Source organism: Paenibacillus sp. MMS18-CY102, assembly GCF_009789195.1.
In the GTDB taxonomy this organism is placed as follows: domain Bacteria; phylum Bacillota; class Bacilli; order Paenibacillales; family Paenibacillaceae; genus Paenibacillus_T.
This window is the reverse complement of sequence record NZ_WSTC01000020.1, coordinates 37,776-60,537: the sequence shown is the minus strand read 5'-3', so window position 1 is coordinate 60,537 and position 22,762 is coordinate 37,776. Positions and strand designations below refer to the sequence as shown.

General features: G+C 47.4%; 14 protein-coding genes. 10 read left to right on the top strand and 4 right to left on the bottom strand.

Annotated elements, in window-relative coordinates:
- Positions 1 to 3 precede the first annotated feature (3 nt).
- Together GON22_RS16020 and GON22_RS16015 are read left to right on the top strand one after the other, a co-directional pair.
- Entirely contained in the window at positions 4 to 873 is an 870-nt protein-coding gene (locus GON22_RS16020; protein ID WP_160397109.1) for a phosphatidate cytidylyltransferase, read from the top strand.
- Between the two features lie 44 nt (positions 874 to 917).
- Complete coding sequence (locus GON22_RS16015) at positions 918 to 1,535, top strand: CDP-alcohol phosphatidyltransferase family protein (RefSeq protein WP_160397108.1); 618 nt, start codon at positions 918 to 920, stop codon at positions 1,533 to 1,535.
- Between the two features lie 411 nt (positions 1,536 to 1,946).
- Here the strand turns inward: GON22_RS16015 and glgP are convergent, their stop codons facing one another.
- Together glgP and GON22_RS16005 are read right to left on the bottom strand one after the other, a co-directional pair.
- On the bottom strand, positions 1,947 to 4,121 hold the full coding sequence (glgP, locus tag GON22_RS16010; protein ID WP_160397107.1) for an alpha-glucan family phosphorylase: 2,175 nt from the start codon (positions 4,119 to 4,121) through the stop codon (positions 1,947 to 1,949).
- A 195-nt stretch (positions 4,122 to 4,316) separates the two neighbouring features.
- Complete coding sequence (locus GON22_RS16005) at positions 4,317 to 6,404, bottom strand: fibronectin type III domain-containing protein (RefSeq protein ID WP_160397106.1); 2,088 nt, start codon at positions 6,402 to 6,404, stop codon at positions 4,317 to 4,319.
- A gap of 685 nt (positions 6,405 to 7,089) precedes the next feature.
- Here GON22_RS16005 and GON22_RS16000 point away from each other — a divergent pair.
- Complete coding sequence (locus tag GON22_RS16000) at positions 7,090 to 7,836, top strand: serine hydrolase domain-containing protein (protein ID WP_442954381.1); 747 nt, start codon at positions 7,090 to 7,092, stop codon at positions 7,834 to 7,836.
- An 84-nt stretch (positions 7,837 to 7,920) separates the two neighbouring features.
- Here GON22_RS16000 and asnA read toward each other — a convergent pair whose 3' ends face one another.
- A complete protein-coding gene (asnA, locus tag GON22_RS15995; RefSeq protein WP_160397105.1) occupies positions 7,921 to 8,946 on the bottom strand; it encodes an aspartate--ammonia ligase in 1,026 nt (341 codons plus the stop codon).
- Positions 8,947 to 9,284: 338 nt separating this feature from the next.
- Here asnA and GON22_RS15990 point away from each other — a divergent pair, with 338 nt between their 5' ends.
- The 3 genes from GON22_RS15990 (at position 9,285) to GON22_RS15980 (ending at position 11,097) form a co-directional block, all read left to right on the top strand.
- Entirely contained in the window at positions 9,285 to 9,851 is a 567-nt protein-coding gene (locus GON22_RS15990) for a hypothetical protein (RefSeq protein ID WP_160397104.1), read from the top strand.
- Positions 9,852 to 10,012: 161 nt separating this feature from the next.
- A complete protein-coding gene (locus GON22_RS15985) occupies positions 10,013 to 10,696 on the top strand; it encodes a 50S ribosomal protein L25 (protein WP_160397103.1) in 684 nt (227 codons plus the stop codon).
- Between the two features lie 173 nt (positions 10,697 to 10,869).
- A complete protein-coding gene (locus tag GON22_RS15980; protein ID WP_160397102.1) occupies positions 10,870 to 11,097 on the top strand; it encodes an MbtH family protein in 228 nt (75 codons plus the stop codon).
- Between the two features lie 109 nt (positions 11,098 to 11,206).
- Here GON22_RS15980 and GON22_RS15975 read toward each other — a convergent pair whose 3' ends face one another.
- Entirely contained in the window at positions 11,207 to 12,328 is a 1,122-nt protein-coding gene (locus GON22_RS15975; protein WP_160397101.1) for an NAD(P)/FAD-dependent oxidoreductase, read from the bottom strand.
- Between the two features lie 167 nt (positions 12,329 to 12,495).
- Here GON22_RS15975 and GON22_RS15970 point away from each other — a divergent pair, with 167 nt between their 5' ends.
- The 4 genes from GON22_RS15970 to GON22_RS15955 all read left to right on the top strand — a co-directional run bounded on the left by GON22_RS15970 (position 12,496) and on the right by GON22_RS15955 (position 22,755).
- Positions 12,496 to 15,750: a hypothetical protein gene (locus tag GON22_RS15970; RefSeq protein ID WP_160397100.1), complete on the top strand. Its 3,255-nt coding sequence runs from the start codon at positions 12,496 to 12,498 to the stop codon at positions 15,748 to 15,750.
- A 10-nt stretch (positions 15,751 to 15,760) separates the two neighbouring features.
- Positions 15,761 to 18,571, top strand: a complete 2,811-nt coding sequence (locus tag GON22_RS15965; RefSeq protein WP_160397099.1) for a hypothetical protein — start codon at positions 15,761 to 15,763, stop codon at positions 18,569 to 18,571.
- Positions 18,572 to 19,544: 973 nt separating this feature from the next.
- Positions 19,545 to 21,395, top strand: coding sequence for a non-ribosomal peptide synthetase (locus GON22_RS15960; RefSeq protein ID WP_160397098.1), 1,851 nt, complete (start codon positions 19,545 to 19,547; stop codon positions 21,393 to 21,395).
- Positions 21,396 to 21,444: 49 nt separating this feature from the next.
- On the top strand, positions 21,445 to 22,755 hold the full coding sequence (locus GON22_RS15955; protein WP_160397097.1) for a glycosyltransferase family 4 protein: 1,311 nt from the start codon (positions 21,445 to 21,447) through the stop codon (positions 22,753 to 22,755).
- Positions 22,756 to 22,762: the final 7 nt, after the last annotated feature.

Below are 22,762 nucleotides of genomic sequence, written 5' to 3'. Positions count from 1 at the left end.
GAATTGTTGTTAGCTTTCTATATTGTTACGCTTGCCATGATTGGTTTTTTTACCTTAACTGCATTGCTCGGGCGCAAGCGGGAGGTTGCAGTGCGCGGATTGACGCTGATCGTGCTGCAAAATCTGACCTGCCTCGCCTTATGGGCGGGCTATCCGGCCTTTCGTTTCTACGCGGTTTTGGTCCTGTTAATCGGGCTGCTGGAGCTTGCTCGGCATTATCAAGTTGCTAGCAAAGTGAGGCTGCGCTTGGCAATACCGATCCTTGCCCTTGTAGTGGCGGCTTCTGCTGCGCTGTTTCTTGAGGCGGAGCGAGCAAGCATTTACGTGCTGCCGGCAGGGCTTGTGCTTGCTGGCTTCGCGTTTTGGGCACCTGCCAGCCGGGTGCGGAATCCGCTGTTCGGTGCGCTTTTTGCCGTTGGCATCATTGCGTTAGGAGCAGGAAGCTTAGCTATGCTGGCGCAAGACGGCGTGGCTCCTGTCGTGGCCTTCCTTCTGCTGCTGCAAATGAACGATGCTTTCGGGCTGCTTGCTGGCAAGAAGTTCGGCCGAACGAAGCTGTTTCCTCGCATTAGCCCGGGCAAATCGCTCGAAGGCTACATCGGAGGCGCAGCCGGCGTTGCAGCTGGCATCCTGATGCTCAACGGATGGATTCCGGCGCTGGCTGACGCTTCTATCAGCAAGCAATCAGCCATCATCCTTTTTATTTTGCTATTCGGCAATATGGGGGATTTGCTGTTTTCTGCGCTTAAGCGCAAGCTTGGCATTAAGGATTTCGGCAGCATTCTTCCTGGACATGGCGGCATTCTCGACCGTTACGACAATATTGTGTTCGGCGCTCCGCTCTTCGCGATACTCTGGACGGCGATGCAGTGAGATCTTATAGGGATACAACTTGTATAGTGAAAGGAGGGGCAACAATGATCGGAAAATGGTTTCCAGCGCTACGATACTGGAACCTTGCAAATGCGATAACGACCGGTGGCGCCGTATGCGGGATGCTAGCAATGGTGTTCTTCGTTAAGGGGCATTTTGGCTTGGCGTTCACGTTATATGGAGCAGCCATACTAGGCGATTATGTGGATGGCATCATTGCGCGCAAACTAAAGCAAACCTCGAACTTTGGCAAAGAGATCGATAGTTTGGCTGATGCGATCAGCTTCTGCGTGCTTCCAGCAATCGCTGGCTATACGCTCGGCGTGACATCTCCGCTGGGGATCGCGGCGTTGGTGCTGTACCTTATTGCGGGGCTGTGGCGGCTGGCCTTCTTCAATGTCAGCGGCTTGGAGGAAGGCGGCCGGCATTCCTATTACACAGGTGTGCCTACGACGATTGCGGCCAGTTGGCTGCTCGTCCTAAGCCCGCTCATGTTAGCTGGCGACTTTCCGGGACGTGAAGCAGCATTAGCAGTGGCCTTTGCCATTTGCGGCATGCTTATGCTGTCTGCCGTGCCGTTTCGCAAAAACGGTCCAGCAACTAAGGCGCTTTACGTGCTGCTGCCTGCTGCTGTTGTACTGAACTGGATTGTCGTGGGATGATGGGCATTCGCCGCATCTGCACTTGAATGGTGGGAAGCTGAAAGCCGCGGGATGAACCGCGGCTTTTTGTGCTTTTTCGAAAGAAACAAAGGCGATGGAATAGGGCAAATCGAATATTGGCCGGGGGGAGCTACGGCTAACGGACTGTATGGCCGTTATTTTGATGAAATTAGCGAAGTTGTGCGTGTAACGGACTCCAGCGCCGCTATTTTAGTCCAAATGGCAAGCATGAGCTTGAATTGGTGCAAATAAGGGCTCGTGAGTCCGTTAGAATCTCAAAGCCCCTGATTTTCGTCAAATAAGGGCTGCTGAGTCCGTTAGGCGAACGGAAGCAGTACGGGTTTGATGTTAGGTCCGTTAGGCGAGCGGGGGCAGTTCGGGCACGATGCTGGTGGGCAAGAGTGGATGCACTTATCCCCATACAGCCAGCTCCATCTCAAATTCGTTAGCAAAATCGGGGCTGATTGGCGTAACACGTACGTTGACGTTAGCCTCCCGAATGTCGATTGGGACGTCGGCCATGACGCCTTCATACACATACGTTCCCGCGGCTAGCTGCTGTACCGGCTCCAGCTTCGCTTTCCAGATGCCCAGGCGCCCGTCTGAGCCGACTGCCTCCACGTGAACATCCTTATGCCAAATGGTGCCGAGCGCAATTTCGGCACGGAAGGTTGATTTGTTCAGGCCAATTCGTCCGCTATGCTCGCCTAATATCTCAACGCTCCTCACTTGAACGGATGGCCAGTTTGCCCGAATGAATTGCTTGTAGGCGCTGACTCTAGACGCAATCTCGAAGTTGTCTGCGGCGAATCGGCTTCCTCTTGCGGCAGCAGGCGCGTACACTTGATGCCAGTAATCGCTTACCATTCTATGGGTGTTATAGACAGGCGTAAGAGAGCAGATCGATTCCTTCATCATGTCTACCCACTCGGCGGGGATTTCTCGTTCGTCCCGCTGGTAGTACAACGGAATGATTTCTTCTTCTAGCAGCCGATAAAGCGTTTCGCTGTCCTGCTGCGCTTGGCAGCCGGGATCGCCGTTAGTCACGCCGTCAATGGCCCAGCCATTGCGCCTGTTGTAGCCTTCTACCCACCAGCCATCGAGGACGCTGCAATTGAGCACGCCGTTCATGGCAGCTTTTTGTCCGCTAGTGCCGCTCGCTTCCATTGGCTTCACAGGGGTGTTGAGCCACACATCGACACCTTGGACGAGCTTCTTCGCTTTATTCATCGTATAGTTTTCTACGATGTGGACGCGGCCCTTGAATCGCTCCTCGCGTGATAGCTCCACGATTCGGCGAATCATATCCTTGCCCGGTTCGTCTGCAGGATGCGCCTTTCCTGCGAAAACAAGGCAGACCGGACGTTGTGGGTCACCGAGAATGCGGGCAAGCCTCTCCAAGTCACTAAAGATGAGCAGCGCCCGCTTGTAAGTTGCAAACCGTCTCGCGAAGCCGATGACGAGCGGCGCTTCGCCTAGCGAAGGGAGGTTCAGCCCTAACGCTCGAACCATTTCCGACTTTGCCCGCTGATGCATCTCCCATAGCTCATCGGCTGGGATGTCACGCACAGCATCCCACACTTGCGTTTCTTGCGTACGGACAGCCCAACCGCTGGCAAGATGCGTATCGTACAGCTGCTTTATGCCTTCCGCGAGCCATGTTCCAGCATGGACACCGTTCGTGACGGAATCAACGGGAATGTCCTGAATCGGAATGTGCGGCATCCACCGATGAAACAATTCCCTAGTCACTTCGCCATGAAGCTTGCTTACCCCGTTTACCTTCGATGATGTACGGACAGCAAGCCGTGTCATATTGAATGCGCCTTCTAATTCGCCGAGCGACAGCACGCGTTCCCTGCTTGCACCCATCTGCCAATAATAATGGCCAATATATCGGTCGATCATCTCGATGGAGAAGACGTCATGCCCTGCCGGAACCGGTGTATGCGTAGTGAAAACGGCATTCGCTTTGGCAGCTTCAAGCGCCGTCTCGAACGGCACGCCTTCAGCAGACAGCATGCGGATACGCTCGAACGCTAAGAATGCGGAGTGCCCTTCGTTCATGTGCCAGACATCCGGCTGAATGCCAAGAGCAGCAAGCAGTTTTACGCCGCCGATGCCAAGAATCATTTCCTGGCTAATGCGAACATCTTGATTGCTCGGATAGAGGGTGTCGGTCAAATGGCGGTCTGCATCGCTATTGGCTTCAACATCCGTACTAAGCAAGTACAGCGTAACCGAGCCTAATTCAACGCGCCACGCTGACGCGTAGACTTGCCGCCCGGCGATTTCCACCGCAATGATGATAGGCCGTTCCTCAGTATCCTTCACAAGCTGAACAGGGTAAATGCTAGCCGCCAAATCCACTTCGGGATACAGCTGCTGCTGCCAGCCGCTTTCGCTGATGTGCTGTTGGAAATACCCTCTCTTATAAAATATGCCTACGCCCGTAAGCGGAATATTCAGGTCTGCGGCTGCCTTGATATGGTCGCCTGCTAGTATGCCAAGGCCGCCTGAGTAAATCGGTAACGATTCGTCAAGCCCGAACTCTGCTGAGAAATACGCCACGCCACGATTTGGCATTCTCCCACCTCATTTCGCAAGAATTGCACTTTGTTATGCAAGCGCCTGACTTGATACCCTTTACTATATGCCGGGCTGCGGTGCACGTGCCTACGGCAGGCGGGAGCCATAGTGTGCGCAGGACTGGATGGCAACGGCAGCGATCCAAACAGAGCGCAAAAAAAGAGCCAAGACGGGCGTCTTGGCTCTTGATTTTTAGCTGAAAGGAATAACGATTTTGGACTGGCTGCCTTGCGAGGATGTTGCATCGGTACGCACTTCAGATGATCCGTTGCCAATTGCGCTCCAAATCTCTACTCGTACTTTACCGTTGCTGAGGTTAGCGAACGATCCCGTTGAAGATTTCAAGCCTCTGGATTGATTGTAATCTTCAGAGCCGGTCACGTCGTTCGTTGCAAAATAGTTGTACGTTTCCAAGCGGTCATACGTGCCATCGCCTGTAAAGTCATAGGAGATGCGGACTTGAACGCCATTGCCTACGGAAGATAACGAGTCTACGTACATGTTGAACGCCGTAGCTCCATTGTTATAAGTTCCCGTAAGTCCAGATGCTACATAGGTAGTTGGCGTATGGGCATTGCCGTCCCAGTTCGCACCGCCTCCGGAAACAATTGCGTCCGAGCTGGCATTGGAGCCTGCTGTCGATGACAATGTGCCTGTTACCGTAGAAGATGCGCCATCACGTACAAACAATGTGCTAGGCGTTGGTGTTGGCGGATTTGACCCTGTGCTTGTCGTTATGGTAAGCGAGCTGCTGTTTGCGGATACGTTGCCAGCTGCATCCTTTGCGCGAACGGCATAGGTGTATGCTGTGTTGGCATTAAGCCCTGTATCCGTAAACGAAGTGCCGGTAACAGTTGCGATAACCGCTCCGCCTTTAAGTACCTCATATCCGGTTACGCCTACGTTATCTGTTGAAGCCGTCCAGCTCAAGGAGATGGAATTCGATGTTTTTGCTGGCGAATTTAAATTGGCTGGTACGGAAGGGGCTGTTGTGTCACCGCCGCCTCCAGTTGTCAGGTAAGAGCCGGTAAATGGATTGAAACGGTGAGCAGCAATAATGAGCCAGCCCGTACTGGATACGCAGTTTTCCATTGCCATTCTCCAGTAGTTGTTGTTGGAGCCTTTCAAGGAATAAGGGACGCCGCCCAGCAAGGAGCCGCTCGTGCCTTGCTTCTTCACAATTTCATTGATGATGGAATCTGCTTTCGTTTGGTTGCCTTGCATGTAGTAAGCGAGTGACATGAAGGCCGAGCCTTCGAACCACACATCTGCGCATCGGTTGCCGATCGGATTGCCGTTCTGGTCATTAGCTACTGCACAATCATATTGCCAGTCAAAATCATAAGCCGTCAACAATGCGCCAGATCCGTCGTACGTTAACGATTGGACATATTTAGGGCTCTCCGTCGTCCCTGCACCGTTCGCATTCTCAATGTAGGAAAGGGAAGCCTGGTAGTTTCTTGTGCCGGATAAGCCAAGAGCGAGTACGCCCCATGGGTTTACGTCCATTGGTACCGAAGGATCGATGAGGTTGGTGTTGTTTTTCCAGCCGCCTCTCCAGCGGTTATTCGCACTGTCCCAGACGACATTGTCCAAGAAGCTTTTCACGTTTGTTGCTGCATTATTGTAAGCCGTTGTACGGTCAGGGAATTTGCCTGCGTAGTACTTCAAGATTTGGTACATATCTTCGTTCTGCTCGGTGGAGGACCATACTTCGTCGCTCCAAGCGCCGTTGAGATCCCAAGTCGTACGGCCGCCGGAAATGCCGCCATTTGATTTTTGGAAAGAAATCGCCCAATCGAGCGCTTTCTTCGCGGAAGCTTGATAGGTTGTGCTGCCATACGTTTTCTCGTATGCCATGTATGCCATAACCATCCATGCAACAGGGCCAACGTGTTTACGGATTTCTTCGCCGTAGCCGTTCCACCAGTAGGAGTTAATCCACGAGCCGTCTGGATCTTGGATTGCTGCCATTTTGTTCAATACTTTCTCCGCCCGCGTACGGTCGCCTTTCACAATGAATGCAATTGCAGCTACCGCTTGGTCATACGTATACACGATCTGGCGGCGTTCTGTTGCATTCCACCAATCATCGAAGCTGTCGACCAAACCATCCATTGCAAACCCTGCCGTCAAATCCTGCTGTGCCTTCAACCAAGTGTAGGCATTGTTAGATGCCGTTGCATTGTCCGCTGCGCTGACGCTAGCCACCGGGATGACTTGCACGAGCAGCATGATACATAACCATACGGCCACAATTTTCCGTTTTACTTTGTTCACTTGTCAATTTCTCCTCGTCTAATTTTTATTTATATCAAGCCCGAAGCCTTGAATCGTTTAAATAAAGGCTTCCGGTGTGATACCACAAGGGTGGGAAAGGCATTTTTCGTTAGGAAAAGGGATTGCTGGTGTGGATTTGGTGCATAAGAGGCAAGAATGCGGTAAAGGAAAGTTCTAAAATTAACGAAACTTTAAATGAAAAGTCATTTAATTATCGAAGAGTGTTTTCGTTATTCTTAAAAAATGAGGCTGGGGGAGCACGATTTCCTGTGATATCTATCATAAATCATTGATTATTTCAATTCTCTGATGAAGACATCATCTAAAGTTTCGAGAAACCGTTTACAATTGATACTATAATTACGAAAATAAGTTTCGTAAAGAGTTTTTTTAATTTTATCCAATAAAAAAAGAAGTTCTACGGTCCAATCCTGCAACAATCTGCGGTTTGCTAATGAAGGAGGGAGTAACGGATTGCCAATTCATGAGATTAATGGCATGCTAGCTAAAGCTTCAATGGATGGCCCCCTGGCCGTGAAACCGAAAGGAAGTAATCGATATCAAATTAGACGAACTAGCTCGTGCCATCAGAAAAGATAAAATTGAGAGTTGCATTGTCTATCAAAACGATGCGACAGTTTTTGAATACTATAAAAACGGGAAGATCAAATCCAAACAAAACAAAGTGTATTCCATCACGAAAAGCGTGATTTCGGCATTGATCGGGATTGCGATTGAACAAAAATTAATTGAAGGCGTAAATATGCCAATTGGCCACTTTTTCGAAGAGATCGACGACAATTCTAAAAAAGAAATAACCATTAAACATTTATTAATGATGTCCTCAGGACTAGGGTGGCAAGGCAATGAAGCGATGATTCCAACGAAAAATTGGGTGAGATTCATCCTAGGCCAGCCAATAGAAACGAGCGCTGGGATGGAAATGAGATATAGTTGTGGAAATTCCCATTTATTAAGCGCAATCTTGCAACGTGTGGCCAAAATGGATACGGTGGCTTTTGCCCAAAAGTATTTGTTTGCACCATTAGGGATTCAAGATTTCACTTGGCATTATGATTCCCAAGGAATTGCCATCGGCGGCTTTAGTTTGACAATGCGGGCTGAAGATATGTTGAAGCTGGGGATTTTATATATGAACCAAGGGGAATGGGCGGGCAAGCAGATCGTACCTGCTGCGTGGATTAATGAGTCGACAGGCTTGAAGATTGTATCGAGTGACAACATGTCCTATGGCTATCATTGGTGGATCTTGCCTGGTAATGGCGAGCCAAGTAAGACCTATTATGCACAAGGGCTGCGGGGGCAGTATATTTTTGTGAATGAGGAGAAGCGTTTAGCCACGGTAATGACTAGTAATATGGATGGCGATATTTTGAGCCCCATTCAATATTACGAGCGTTATATCCTATAAGGCCGCTAATTTAAAAAATGCCTTGGTTCTGTTGCATACAGAACCAAGGCATTTTATGTAGATGACGTTATAATGCCAGACAGGCTACAGAAGCGTTGCGCCTGACGCATTGTATTCAGCCAAAATCCGTTCAGGCCATACAGAAGCTTGCACTTGTCCAATGTGGGACTTTTCAAGCAAGAACATGCATAGGCGCGACTGGCCGATGCCGCCGCCTATTGTGTATGGCAATTGGCCTGCCAATAATGCTTGATGGAACGCCAATTCCTTACGGTCTTCGCAACCGGATAAGCTTAATTGCAATTCCAATGACGCTTCATCAACGCGGATGCCCATCGAGGACAATTCGAAGGCGGACTGCAGAACGGGGTTCCAGACGATAATGTCGCCGTTCAAATTCCAATCGTCATAGTCAGGCGAACGCCCGTCGTGACGAATGCCCGACCGCAGCAATCCACCGATTTGCATCACGAATACTGCGCCATATTGGAGGGCAGCCTCATGCTCGCGTTCTTTGGGAGTTAAATTCGGGTATTCGTCTTCTAATTGCTGCGACGTGATGAACGTAATTTGGTCTGGAAGCTTCTTATTGAAGCAAGCGTATCGTTCGTTGATGGATTGCTCGGTATTTTTGATCGCGTTATAGATCGATTCGACGGTTTGGCGAAGCGTGTCAAATGTACGTTCCTCATGGGAGATAACGCGTTCCCAGTCCCATTGGTCTACATAAATGGAGTGGTGGTCATCAAGAATTTCATCACGCCGAATGGCGTTCATGCGGGTGAAAAGGCCTTCGCCATTCGAAAATCCGCTGCGCTGCAGCGCCATACGTTTCCATTTGGCTAAAGAATGGACAATTTCAATCGATTGCTCGCCAATATCGCTAGCTGTAAAGCGGACAGGCGATTCGGAGCCATTGAGATTATCGTTTACGCCGGTTCCAGAAAATACAATCAGAGGGGCTTCGACATGCGTTAAGTTTAAAGCGGAGGATAATTGTTGTTCAAAGGTTTGTTTAAGGTGATGCATGGCGGAGTAAGTCTCTTTAACATTAAGTTTATTAACGGAACTACTGTAATCGATTTCAGAGAAGGAAACCGAATGATTCATAATCTACCTCTTTCCATTATATAGTATTTTTTCACTCTGATTGTATCAGAGGCTTATAGAGATGTAAACTATTGTGACGTGGATATATTGTTTGTTCACATAAAGAAAATACACGGCAGGCTGAAGTTGGTTTTCATCCGTACCGTGTATTTTGTTGTGTTCACTTTATTTTTCTTCAAATGTTACATAGAATGAACGTATCCCGCCTAACAAATGTTGCGATACAATTAATAAAAGTGTAATTCATCCAATATTAATAAAATGTAGAACTACTCAAACTATTCCACTATACAATTCGTCTATAATTAGGAAAGATTTGGAGGAGGCATGTTAACCTTATGGACGCTTCACGCTCGACTAACATCGCAAAAAAAATGATTATCCGCCTTTTATTATTGTTACTTAGTATCGATATAGCGCTAGTTTTAATACATAGTTTCGACTATGCATTCATCTGCATGAAGCCTTCCATTTACATCGCGTTAATCGTAATGCATGGCGTATTGTTATTTGGTCTGGGGCTTTTTTCGAAAATGCCCAAGCCACTCTATTTCATGGTATCCATGATAATTGCGTGTGTATTTTTTAGTGGGACTTGGTTGTTGTATGTAGGCCTATCGATCACCTCGGATTGGACCTATGAAGTGATTGAATCCCCGCGACAAACGGAAGCGTTAGTTATAAAAAAACGGGTGGCTTCGGGCAAAAGCTTATATATTTATCAGTTTTATAAGAAAGTAAATGGTGCAGGGCTATTAATAAAACATCTCGAAAAGCAAGATTTCAATTTAAACGTGAATCCACTATCAGGTGAAAGTGGAGAACTGAATCAGCCTCATTGGCTCAACGAGTCAACGATTGAATTCGACACAGTAGAAGGCAAGAAGGCGATACGATTAAACTAAAAAAGGATGCGGGATTTTGATCGTCACATCCCCATTCTGCACCTAAATTGTTGATTTATCGAATCATGCCAAGCTTGATTATTTTTCAAAACATTAGGCAAGCCTAACGGGGAATCGGCTGCAAGCCTTTAGGGCGCGGTCTTGTTAAGGAGGATTCCGAAGTGGGCATATCATTGGCAGTTGAAGCTAGAACAACCCGTACGAAGCATGAGCTTCGTGAATTGCGCAAGCAGGGCAAGGTGCCTGGCGTCGTATATGGCTCAAGCTTATCAGCGCCAACGCCAATTGCATTAGCTGAGCGTGAGCTGCTGCCGCTGCTTCGTTCACATCCGAACGCTGTGCTGAACGTGGCGATTCCAGGCGGTTTGACAGAGGCTGTCGTTATATCTGAGGTACAGCGTGATCCGCTGTCCCATCAAGTAGTTCATATCGATCTGCATCAGATTAATATGAATGAAAAGCTGAAGACGCATGTCCGTTTAGAAGTAGTTGGTGACAGCACAGGCACTCGGGAAGGCGGCATTCTAACGTTGATGCTGCATGAGCTTGAGATTGAATGTTTGCCTAACGTGCTGCCAGAAGTGATTGACGTTAATGTCACTTCACTTGGCATCGGCGAAAATTTGCTCGTCAGCGACTTGAAGCTTCCGGCAGGCGTTACGGCCCGTTCTGACGCAGAGCTTGTCGTTGTGACCATTCTTGCGCCGCAGAAGGAACTGTCTGCTGAGGAAGCGGAAGCCCAAGCGGTTGAAACGCATGAAGCGGAAGCTCGATCGAAGGAAGCGAAGATGCAGGAAGTGAAGACGGGTGCCGGTGGGCAGCCGGCTCAGGTTGGCGGAAGCTAATCAGAGCGGAAATGCGTTATGGCGGGGCTGCTTCGGCAGCCTTTTTTTGTTATTGATAAACCGAATGATGGATTGACGGCATCCATACATAGGCTTACCATGAAAATGAACGATCCAATTATTGACAGATGATGAGCGCCGGACGACAAATTTTAGGTGAGGTGGTTCAGGATATGGCAAACGATTATTTCGACGAGGAAGATCGCAGCATCTACAAGGTAATTGTGAATCACGAAGAGCAGTACTCGATTTGGCCGGCTTCACGCGAGAATGCGTTAGGTTGGAATGATGCTGGGAAAGTGGGGACCAAAGCCGAATGCCTAGCTTATATTGAAGAGGTCTGGATCGACATGCGCCCACTTAGCTTAAGAAAGAAGATGGAGGAGTTTAATAACTCATAGCAATGATGCATCCTTATTTCCTCATTCACCAACCGCTGCAGCGTAAAAATAGGGGTGTCCCCAGCCGTAATGGCTAGTGGGACACCCTTTGCTGTTTTTATTAAGTGGGTTAACCTAACGCCTTATGAATGCCATAGTCAGCTAAATCGATATCGACTTCCATTCTTAACGCTAACTTTGCCAATTGGCTTCCGATATATGGGCCCATCGTTAGGCCGGACGCACCAAGGCCGTTGACGGCAAGAAGCCCTTCCCAATTGGGCATGGCGCCAATGACCGGAAGGAAATCGGCTGTAAAGGGGCGGAATCCTACCCGTACTTCTTGAAAAGTGCTATCGGCAAGAGCAGGCGCGAAGGCCAGGCATTTGTTCAAAATCTCGTACATGCCGCCTGGCGTAATCCGCGTATCATAGCCTTCAATATCATTTTCGTGTGTCGCGCCAATTACGATCTTCTGCTGCTCGAAGGCGAGCAAATATTGATCGGAAGGCGGCATGACGACCGGCCATTCGCCTGTATGTTGTGCGGAATTTGGAACCTGCAAATGCATGATTTGCGCTTTCTGGTACCTCACCTTAAAATCAATGCCCAATGGCTGCAATAGCTCCCCCGCCCAAGCGCCCGCACATACGATCACGGCGTCAGCAGGATAGCTTGTTCCTTCAATCGTAACGCCCGTTACTCGATTGGCAACAAATTCGAGTGCAGCATCCCCATAAAAGAGCTCAGCCCCATTCCTTTGCGCCGATCGAAGCAAAGCATCCCGTAGTGCCCGGCCATCAACGCGGGCTGCCCCGCTAATATGCAGGGAGGCATACTCTTCTGCAAGAAGCGGGAAGAGCTCGCGAGTCCTGCTACAATCAGTGCGGGTAATCTCGCCAATTTCCGGCGCATCTATTTTACGCTTGTAAGCCCGTTCTTCCATCTGGCCAATTTTGTCTGGGTCCATGTGGATGCTCAGCGCTCCGACCTTGGCATAGCCCGTTTCGGTTTCCCCTTCGCGTTCAAGCTGTTCAATGAGTGCTGGATAATAATGTGCGCCGGCTCTCGCAATCCGATACCAAGCCTGATTGCGACGCTGCGACAGCCATGGGCAAATAATGCCGGCTGCTGCATCGGTAGCTTGTCCTTCGTCTTGCCGATCGACGATCAGGACATCAGCCCCTTGCTTGGCCAAGTGGTAAGCGGTCGAGGCTCCTGCAATTCCCGCGCCAATGACAATAATTTTCATGAGTGTCATCCTTTCCATCGCATTATTTTATGATGAAGGCATCGAAAAGACAAGGATGTTACGTTCTGCTCGGATGCAAATGCTGTCGAATTATGCTCCATTACGTCACACATTAATGGTATATTATGATAAATGATTGAAAAGTAAACCAAGGGGGTTTGATTTCGTTGCCAGATGATAAAAAAAACAAAACAGTAAAAATAGGGGATCGCATTTTGACGGATGAGCAAGCCAAAGTGTTGCTGCCCACCTATGATAATATTCATGAACTTATACAGTCGTTTCGTCGGGAAGCGAAAGCGTCAGACGGGGAAGAGCGAAGCGCTAACAATGTCATTTCGATCCTTGGCGGTCGAGGCTCCGGCAAAACCTCCATTATGCATACAGTTAGGAAACGGCTAGAATCCAATCAGCATGATATTGTACTTCCATTGATTGTTCCTGAGCGCATGAGCTCGGCTAGTGATGCGATGGGATGGTTATTGGATTGTTTGGAAAATCAAATTCAAATTTTGAAAAAACAATATGAGAACCATTGCCGACAAACCCAGCAATTCGAGGATGAAGTGTTTAAGATGTGCATTCGCAAAGAGCGGACCGAGCTGGAGCAACAGTATTTTCGGCTGCAAACCTCCTATCTGTTCCGCAAGGAACAATATTACAAGCGAATCCAGAACAAAGACGACGGCATGGCGGAATATATCGTTGATAATCGGGAATTTGCCCATTCGGACCGGACGTTTCAAGAAGAGTTTAAGAAGTTCATTGATGAGATTGTAAAATTTAAACGTAAAACAGGCGACTCTGCCGAAGAAGCGCTGCTGTTCATATTCTTTGATGATGTTGATATTAGCGCAGAGCGATGCCCAGAAGTGTTGAACTTAATATTGGGCTTCCTATCTCATGCCAATATCGTAGTGCTCGTTACTGGTGAGTACCGCGTATTCTCTGAAATGATGACGATTCATTTTCTAGAGAAGGAGAACATAGACAGCAGGCACTATAAAACCTCCTTTATTACTGGCATGATTCCAGATGCGGATGAAGATGCAAGAGAAGATTCAGCGATTATGATGCGAAAATCCCGCAGCCAGGAATTTTTAAAAAAGGTGTTGCCGCCTTCCTTCCGATTCGAGATGAGCAAAGTGGCGAACAAGGGGAAGTTCTTTTATCCGGTTGTACTTGAGGAGGGCCAAGAGGAACACGATGTGACGCTTCAGGATGTGATGCAGTCGATCGTCTTGGGTCCGAATTCGACGAAGCTTTTTGATGACTCCAACTCCGAACTGCTCAGTGTTTACTACCGGTTCTTCGATGATAATCCGCGGGGCCTTATTAATCCGTATTATTTCTTGTATCAGAAGCGGGACAAAGAGTGGACGATAAGCGATATCCAACAGTTTATGTCGGTATTAATCCATTCTTCATGGCAACTAAGTGATTATAAATCCGTGCTGGATAAAACGATCATGTACGAAGCAGGCGTAACGATTGTCGATTATACCGAGCTGAATCGGTTGATGGAGGGTCGGTCGTATACTGGCCGCGCGGAAACGCTCATTACGTTGCAGCTCTTTGTTGATTTTGTGGTTCGCATGCTTGCGGGGTTAGAGATTGAATATATCAGAAGAGGCACGGAGAGTAAGCTGGCAGATGCCTTTAATCTTTTAAATGATAATTGTGACCTGTTCCCTGAAGTAAGCAATGCAGAAGCTACAGTTTTGTTTTCGCGAGTCACTTCAAAGTTAAGTTTGGAAGATATTAAGCAGTTGTTTGAGGATGAAACCCATTCGGCTAAAGAGGAAACGTTTTATCAAGCGATCAGCTGTGATGATGTGGCTACGTTATGGCAGATCCTTCAAGATAGCTATGACACGGATCCGAAGTGGGTGAAGGAACATTTGGAGAATATTACTGGAAATAGTATGAAATATTCAGAGATATTTTATATATCCAGATACAATTTAATCAATACATTTTCACTTGAAAATCTGCGCCGAATTTCTGCTCCTGCTCCTGCTGAACTGCATGCTTTAATTAAAAAGCAGGTCGCCCAGTTGCGTACGAACAAAGCAACATCTTCGAAAGAGAAAGAAATCAATCTTAAGATTAGCCGGTATCAAATATCGAATCGAATGCAGGACGTTACGAATAGCTTGAAGGAAGTTGAAGCTCAAATCGATGGATTGCAACAGAGCCTTGCGCGCATAAATGACGAGTTGGGAGGTCTCAATTCGGGGGAGATAAATGCACTTATTTCTAGGCGTAGAGCTATCGAAGAGCGAATTAAGCAATATCAAAGCGATCTGGATCGAAATGAACCAGATTGGAACAATTTAACTGGCCAATTGATGACTGCTTCATTTGAAAAAGATCGTGAGAGATTTGAAAATTCCCATACAACATACACCTATGATCCAGACCAATTAAAGGAGATTCTTGAGCTTCAAGGGCAACAAAAGCTTGATTTTGAGGCTGAGCCTAAACCATTCGTTTTAATAAATAAAAGTGTGGATTTGAATAATTCTGTAAGGGCGATTATCGCATCATACTTTAATGCACAGCAGTCGATACGCCTTTTACGGAAATATATGCCGCTAGATTTTAAGTCACGCCAAGATGAGATTGATCAAATCGAGGAGCAATTGAATGCCGTCCATAACAGAAAAGAACATTTGCTTCGTACGAAGGAAATCATGTCTAGCAATTTGAAGATGAATGAGGAAGACCTGAAAGTTGCAAGAGGCTCGGAGAAGGAATTAGTAGAAGAGTTCGCTAATCTGGTGACGGCTTCTCTTAGTGAACAAGTTAGAGGGGTTATGCCAGGCAAAGGGAAACAGGTGGATGATGCAAGTTACCCCGAACTATTGAAAATATTTGAAGCGTTGATTGAACAGACCAAAGAATACTTGGTTAAATATCGAGAGGTCAGCGTAGCGGAAGCTGAGGCTTTAAAGGCAATTAGAAAGAAGGATATTAGCAAGTCGATCGATTCCCTTATCGAGGAATTGGTGGATGATTTGAATGAGGACAATCTAATTGAGGAGTCTGCTTTCGAGGACTACCTTGATACCTTAGAAAAACTCGTTATCGACCACAATCGGAATATGCCGTTCTTGTCCTCGCGTGCTAAAGAAGATATTGGGTTACAATTGGATATTCTGAGACGAGCTAGTACAGAGTATGAGGAGCCGGAAGATGACTATACGCAAGAAATGATTAGAAGAAAGGGATTTAAGCTATGCATCAGCAAACATGCGGAATTGTACATTATGCTGAAGACAGCTTATGAGCTTCAGTCGTTTGGTGAAGAGAGTTTCTACAATCGAGTGCGTACAGCAATCGATCGAGAGTTAGCCAAATACGGCATGTTTGATGTTAAGCCGAGCTTTATTCGGTTTGTAGAGAAGCAATTGAATTAGGAGGATCGTAATGCTTCGGGACAAGATGGATCTTCGCGTCAGATTAATGGTTCTCCCGTTTACTGAGTTTAATTTTTATAAGAAGCACAAAATGTCCATTGGCCCTGAACATTTATGGATGGACCCGCTTGAGGGATATGCAAAAAGCGGCGATCCCATAGGCAGAGAGCATAAAGAAATCGAGCATAAGCTCTATTCCACGTTCTATCAATCGTTAAATGCAACCAATGCGATTCATAACTTGGATGAAATAAAGCTGTTAGTCCAGAAGTATTTTGGATTTGAGAAAGTAAAGAGCCTGAGTAAACAGGGCCAGCAGATGAGCCGATTTTATTTGGACCATTTGAAACAGCTAAGCAAGTTTTTTCTTACCCATCGTAATGGCAAAATCTCTTTGAAATACTGGGAAAGCGAAAAGGAGAACGCTTTTCTAGGGCCATACAGCGGCGTTAATAAGGTTGTCATGTGGAACTCGATGGAACGGTTGTTTACAACGGACCTATTGGTGCTGCTGTATTTGATCGAGAATAAGATGGAGCAAGATTTCTATTTGAGGGGTTATCACGGGGGCGTTAACCTCTCAGACACACAGCTCGATCAAATTCTGCAACGCGGCGTAGCGGAGAACCATATGCATCTGAATGCAGGCGGGACTTTCTATCTCACTTGGCGCAAGCTAATGTCCAATTCAGGTGGATCAGAGCCTTTGCATGACCAGTTAATTGTAAAGGGCTATGATAGTTTATTGCCTTATATCCAGGCCATGCGGGTTGTCCGAATTTTATTAGCCAAGTTTCTCAATGGCCGGCCCGATGATAACCAGGATAAGCTGTTTGATTATTACGCCAAGCATCATAAAACAATTCACCAAACGAGTACGATTATAACGGAATATTTACAGCAAATTGTGGAAGGCACACAGTTCCCAATGGAAAAAAGCGTGGAACTGAATAATTTGTTCGAGCAGCTAAAGTCACAATTTAGTTTATCGATTAGAACTGCTGCGAATTCCAAGGCTGAAGGCTGGCGGAAACAACTAGCGTATAGTGATATTATTCATTCATTGATTCCAGATGCAGGGGAGTATAACACGGTAGAAGTTTTGTTATTGTTCCAATGCTTAAAATATATGAACAGCGAACAGGGCACGGTGGATAGCTTTTTCTGTAACGTATTCTGGCAATATATCCGGATAAAAAATGAAACCTACCAATTGTATGTCCAATCGAATTATGTGAGAGGCCTCGAGAATTTTATGGGATACTCACGAAGAAAACTATCAGCAGGACCGCAAGATTGGGGACTGGTGCTTCATCAACAGTTTTCGAATGAGCATTTAAAAAAATTGGAAATTCGCATAAAGCCTAAGGATAAAGATAAAAACAAGAGCCCGCTTAAAGTTATGGCGCAAGATTTTAAGAAAATATTAGAGCTCTATAAGGAGCTATTGTCTGACTATGAAGGGAGCGCTGAACAAAACCTGCCGGAGCTTGGAATCGTTATCCACTTCTTGAAGCGGGAAGACGATATTGAGAAATGCTGGCTCGGTTATCGTCCTGATCTCAAATCAAGAGAAACAGGCATTTATGATTCACGAATGCTTCAAACTGCGGAACCCACATCCCTATACTTCGAAGAAAGGCAGAAAGAGTATAAGCGTCAAATGGACAATTTGCACTTGTTAAGAGAGGACATTCCCGGGTTAGCAGACTACATCGTAGGCATTGATGCAGCTGGACCAGAGCTGGAGACAGAGCCGTGGGTATTTTCTACCGTCTTTAAAGAAGCACGTGATAGCCGCACGCACAAGCTACTGTACGAGAAGCAGAAGAGCAAATCGATCCGTAATCTAGGCTTCACATATCATGTTGGGGAAGACTTCCGCCACCTGCTGTCGGGATTGCGCAGAGTGCATGAAGTGGTAGAGCATTTCCAGTTTCATGCAGGAGACCGCATTGGGCATGGCATTGCATTGGGCGTCGATCCAGAGCGGTGGATCCAGCGCAATGCCGTCATTATAATGCCAAGGATCGAATATATGGAGAATCTGCTGTGGATATGGGGCCTGCACAAGAACGGAATCGGCGCCTCGTTATCGTTTGATGCGACTTACTTGGAACAGCAAATTTTGAAAATTGCCGAACAAATCTATCATCATATTGATGGCATCACGGTCTATAGCCTTTGGAAGGCATACCAAAGCAAATTTAGCAAATTTGAGAAAGTAATTGACTTTACGGTGACTACGACCGCAGACGAGAAGCGTAACAAATTGTTCTGCCCTTATGTGGAAACGAATAATACGTGGAATGTCGATAAGCTCATTTACGCGCAGCATTGCAAATGTTATTTGCATTATATGCTGGAACCGATCCAAATTGCCGTGAAGCCGGAGGATGCACCATTTTTCACGCAGGTCCAAATGCTAGTGCGATCATATATAAGCCGGGAAGGCATCATTGTGGAAACGAATCCAACCTCGAACACTTCCATTGGCGAGATCGATGACCTGTTCCAACACTATATAAACACGTTGAACAAGAGAGGGTTTACCGAGAGCATAGAGGCAGAAAGCGGCCTGATGGTCACGATTAACTCGGATGACCCGCTGATCTTCAATACGAACATAAGCAATGAATATGCTTATATTTTTTACTCGTTGTTAGAGAAGAAGTATGCGAGAAATGACATTCTCGAATGGATGGAACGGATCCGCGAGATGGGGATGCAGGCTAGTTTTGTGCCAATCAAAAATATGAATGTTGGGGAACGGCAGAAGGAGCTCGAGGCTATTATTGCAGAGCTTAACAAGGTCACCTAGCATACGCCGCTGCACGTGTTTAGCCTTCTCATGCGAGCAGGCTAAACGGGCCGCTAACGGACCGTACGGCCCTTATTTGATGCAAAATCGCTGGTTTGTCTGGCTAACGGACTCCAGGGGCGTTATTTCGTTGAAAACCGCGCTCAATCACGCCAAATTGCTCAAATAACGGCGCTGCGGTCCGTTAGAATTTTAAAAAGCGGAATTTCCGCCGAATAACGGCGCTGGAGTCCGTTAAAATTTAGTGCGGCAGTTCGCATGTGTGAAAAGGGAGCGTTGAAGGCCGCGGGAAGGGGACGCAGATAGCTGCGGAGAACCGTAAGTAATTATAGACCATAAGCCATGGGGAACCATGGCTTTTTTGGTTTAGATTTGTACTTGTCAAACGAGCCCCGCTCGCACCTTTGCACGCCCATTGTCATCCCATGCGAGCACGCTAACGGACCGTATGGCCCTTTTTTGGTGCAAAATCGCTGATTTGTCAGGCTAACGGACTCCAGGGGCGTTATTTCGTTGAAAACCGCGCCAAATCACGCTAAATTGCTCAAATAACGGCGCTACGGTCCGTTAGATTTTCAAAAGGCGGAATTTCCGCCAAATAGCGGCGCTGGAGTCCGTTAGAAATACCAACTGCCGAGGGCGCTAATTTGTCTCAAAGCTCCGCCTCCGTCAGCCGTGCGTAACACCGCAATAGTCCATTCAAAATCGTGTAACTACCAGGCTAACAAAACCGCAATAGGACCGGCTGCTCAATTGAAAACGTTTTAATTCAGTGGATCGTAATAATACACATATTCTCAGTAAGATCCGACTTGTCGACATTTACATTTCACATTACCATTGTTAATTATAGAAAACTCTTCCTAGTAGATCGTAAGGAGGAGAAGGGGATGAGTATTTGTGCGCAATTCGTAAACGTTTATGAGTAAATTGTTCAGAATTTTCAGAAATTATATGGAGAAGAGGGAAAATAATGAAACTAGAAGAAGGGCTAAATGCCACTGCCCGTCAATTAGCGAGCATTTGCGAGCTTTTCCAACAAACTGTCGAGCGGAACCCGGATGCCGTCTGCATCACGCAAGGGGAGGACCTTTATACCTATCGGCAAATCGACGGGAAGTCCAACCAACTGGCCCATTACTTGATTCAAAAAGGGGTTGCGCGCGATTCGATTATCGGTATTTATCAGGACCGTTCGCCAGATATGGTCGTCTCCATGCTTGCAGTATTGAAAGCTGGTGCAGCCTACGTTCCGCTAACATCCGCTTATCCGGCCGAACGGATCGCCCATATTATAAAAGAAACGAAGCTCAGCATCCTGCTAACTAGCTCCAAATTGGAAGAGACCGTTGCTGAATGCAAGCATGAGGCTTCACTTCAATGCATTTCTTTAGATTCGGAATGGCACCAGGTACAGCAGGAATCTTCCACCCGTCCTTCCGTCCGCCCTGCTGCTTCTGACCTGGCCTATGTGATCTATACATCCGGTTCGACCGGCAAGCCAAAAGGCGTCATGATTGAGCATCGCGGCCTCCCTAATCTAGTGCAAGAGCAGATCGCTGCATTCCAATTAAACGAGCAGGACAGAGTGCTGCAATATGCAGCTTTCACATTCGATGCATCTGTGTCTGAAATATTGACGACGCTAGTTGCCGGAGCAGCGCTCGTCCTGCTGCCGCAAGAGGGAACGTTTGTTGGTGAAGAGCTTTATCAGTACATGATCGAGCAAGAGATTAGCGTCGTTACGTTAACGCCATCCGTTCTTGCAACGCTGTCGCAGAACGATTTGCCAGCGCTCAAAACGATTGTAAGCGCAGGGGAAGCCTGCACGAAAAAGCTGGTTCACTATTGGAGCTCCAAAGTGAATTTGGTTAATGCCTATGGCCCTTCCGAAGCAACGGTATGCGCTACGATGCATACTTGCAGCCAAGCCACCGATACGGTGCCATTAGGCAGCCCGATGAACGGCGTGGCCGTTTATTTGCTCGACGCGCAATTGAACCCGGTGGCCCAAGGCAAAACCGGTGAGCTTTATCTTTCCAGTGTAGGGTTGGCTAGAGGCTACTTAAACGAGCCTTCCTTAACGGACAAGCATTTTATCCCTAATCCGTTCAAGGACGGCTTTAGCGGCCGGCTGTATCGAACGGGCGATATTTGCCGGTTGAATGCGAATGGGAGCCTCGAATGGATGGGGAGAGAAGACAATCAGATTAAAGTAGCTGGCGTTCGCATCGAGCTTGGGGAAGTGGAGCATTCCTTACGGGACCATCCGCAGCTGCAAGAAGCTGTTGTCCTCTATCATTACGAGAAAAATGCGATCCATGCTTATGTGCAACCAAGCGCTGCAACGAAGCCAAACATTAGCCAGATTCGCAGTTATTTGGAGTCGTTGCTTCCGTCCTATATGATTCCAGCAAGATTCATGTACGTGGATAGCTTCGCCATCACGGCCAACGGCAAGATCGACCGAAATTTGCTTCCGCCTATCGATGATATGCGCCCTGAACTTGAGTCTAGCTATACAGCGCCGCGCAATGAGCTGGAGCAGGCATTGTCTAACATTTGGAGTGAAATTCTGCATCTCGATAAAGTGGGCATATACGATAACTTCTTCGAGCTGGGAGGCCAGTCGCTAATGGCGACCCAAATCGTTTCCCGCATCCGCAGCTATCTCGGCATGGAAATCCCGCTCTACGTCATATTCGGTGCAAAGCCGACCATTGAACAAACCGCTTCGGCAATTGAGCAATATCAATTAGAGCAAATCGATTCGTCTGAGCTGGAGAAGATGTTGCTGGAACTAGAGCAGCTTGAGCGCAACTAATTTCTGCCGATAGCAGAGAAACATATTTTAGAAAGTGAGGCTATATGGCATGAAAATTTTGCTCATCCAGAACATGGACTACTTATATCCGTGGGGGGGCGCCCACAAGGCGAATCGTATTTTGATGGAGGGATTAGCGGAGCGCGGCCATGAATGTTTCGTTATAACGCCATCTGCGGATGTGCAAGGCTTCAAAGAGTATTTTCAGAAAAAGCGCGAGGCGAATGAGTTTGAGGTGCTAGAGGAGAACAAGGACCTGATATGCATCCAAAAAAATAAGGTCGTGGCGTACACGATCAATAGCTTTTTCCAAATCTATTCCTTCATTCGCGCCAAAATCAAAGAGCTTCAGCCTGACATCACGATTGTGTCTGAGCTAACCCATAACCAATTAATGCTCGAAGCGGTGTTGGAGACGGGGGTTAGAACTGTCCTCTTGTCGCATAGCCAGACCTTGCTGCCGTTCGGCCCGGAGAGCTACCAAGTGAAGCCTGCGGATATTCCGATGTTGAAAAAGCTCGATGGCATCGTATCCGTCAGTAAGTATTTGCAGGATTACACACTGGAACATGGCGGTCTCGATTCGAAAGTGATCTACTTCCCATCTTACGGCAAAGGACCGTTCCCTAATCTGGCTGGTTTCGATAATAAGTACATTACGGTTATTAATCCTTCGGCAATTAAAGGCTTTTCGATCTTCATCGGGCTGGCGAAGGCAATGCCGGAGCTATCGTTTGCAGCTGTTCCGACATGGGCGACCTCGGCAGAGGAAATAGATGAGATGAAAGCTTTGCCGAATATTACGATTCTTAAGCCTTCAGAGGATATTAACGACATTTATAAACAAACAAAAGTGTTCCTGATGCCATCCTTGTGGGGGGAATCGTTCGGGCAGGTGGTGACAGAAGCGATGCTGCGCGGCATTCCTGTCATTGCGAGCCGGATCGGCGGCATTCCAGAAGCGAAGATGGGCCTTGACTACCTGCTCCCTGTTAAGCCAATTGAAAAATATAACACGTCCTATCTGCTCTCAACCGTCATTCCAAGGCCAATCGTACCCAAGCAAGACATTGAGCCGTGGGCCGAAGCATTGCGAAAGCTCACGACGGATCGATCTCACTATGAGCAGCTGTCGCAGATCTCCTATGAGGAAGCAGCAGCATTCCATGCTAAGCTGGGCATCGAGCCTTTCGAGCAATATTTTCAACAATTGATCGACACTGTGAAAAAGAAGATCGTTCATGCATCTGAATTTGTATCCGAAACGGATGCAGTTAAGCACAAGATGTGGGATCGCATCCGCTCGCTCCCGCCGGAGAAAAGGGAATTGCTGCTGGCATCCTTGAAGGAAGGCAGGTGAGGAGCGC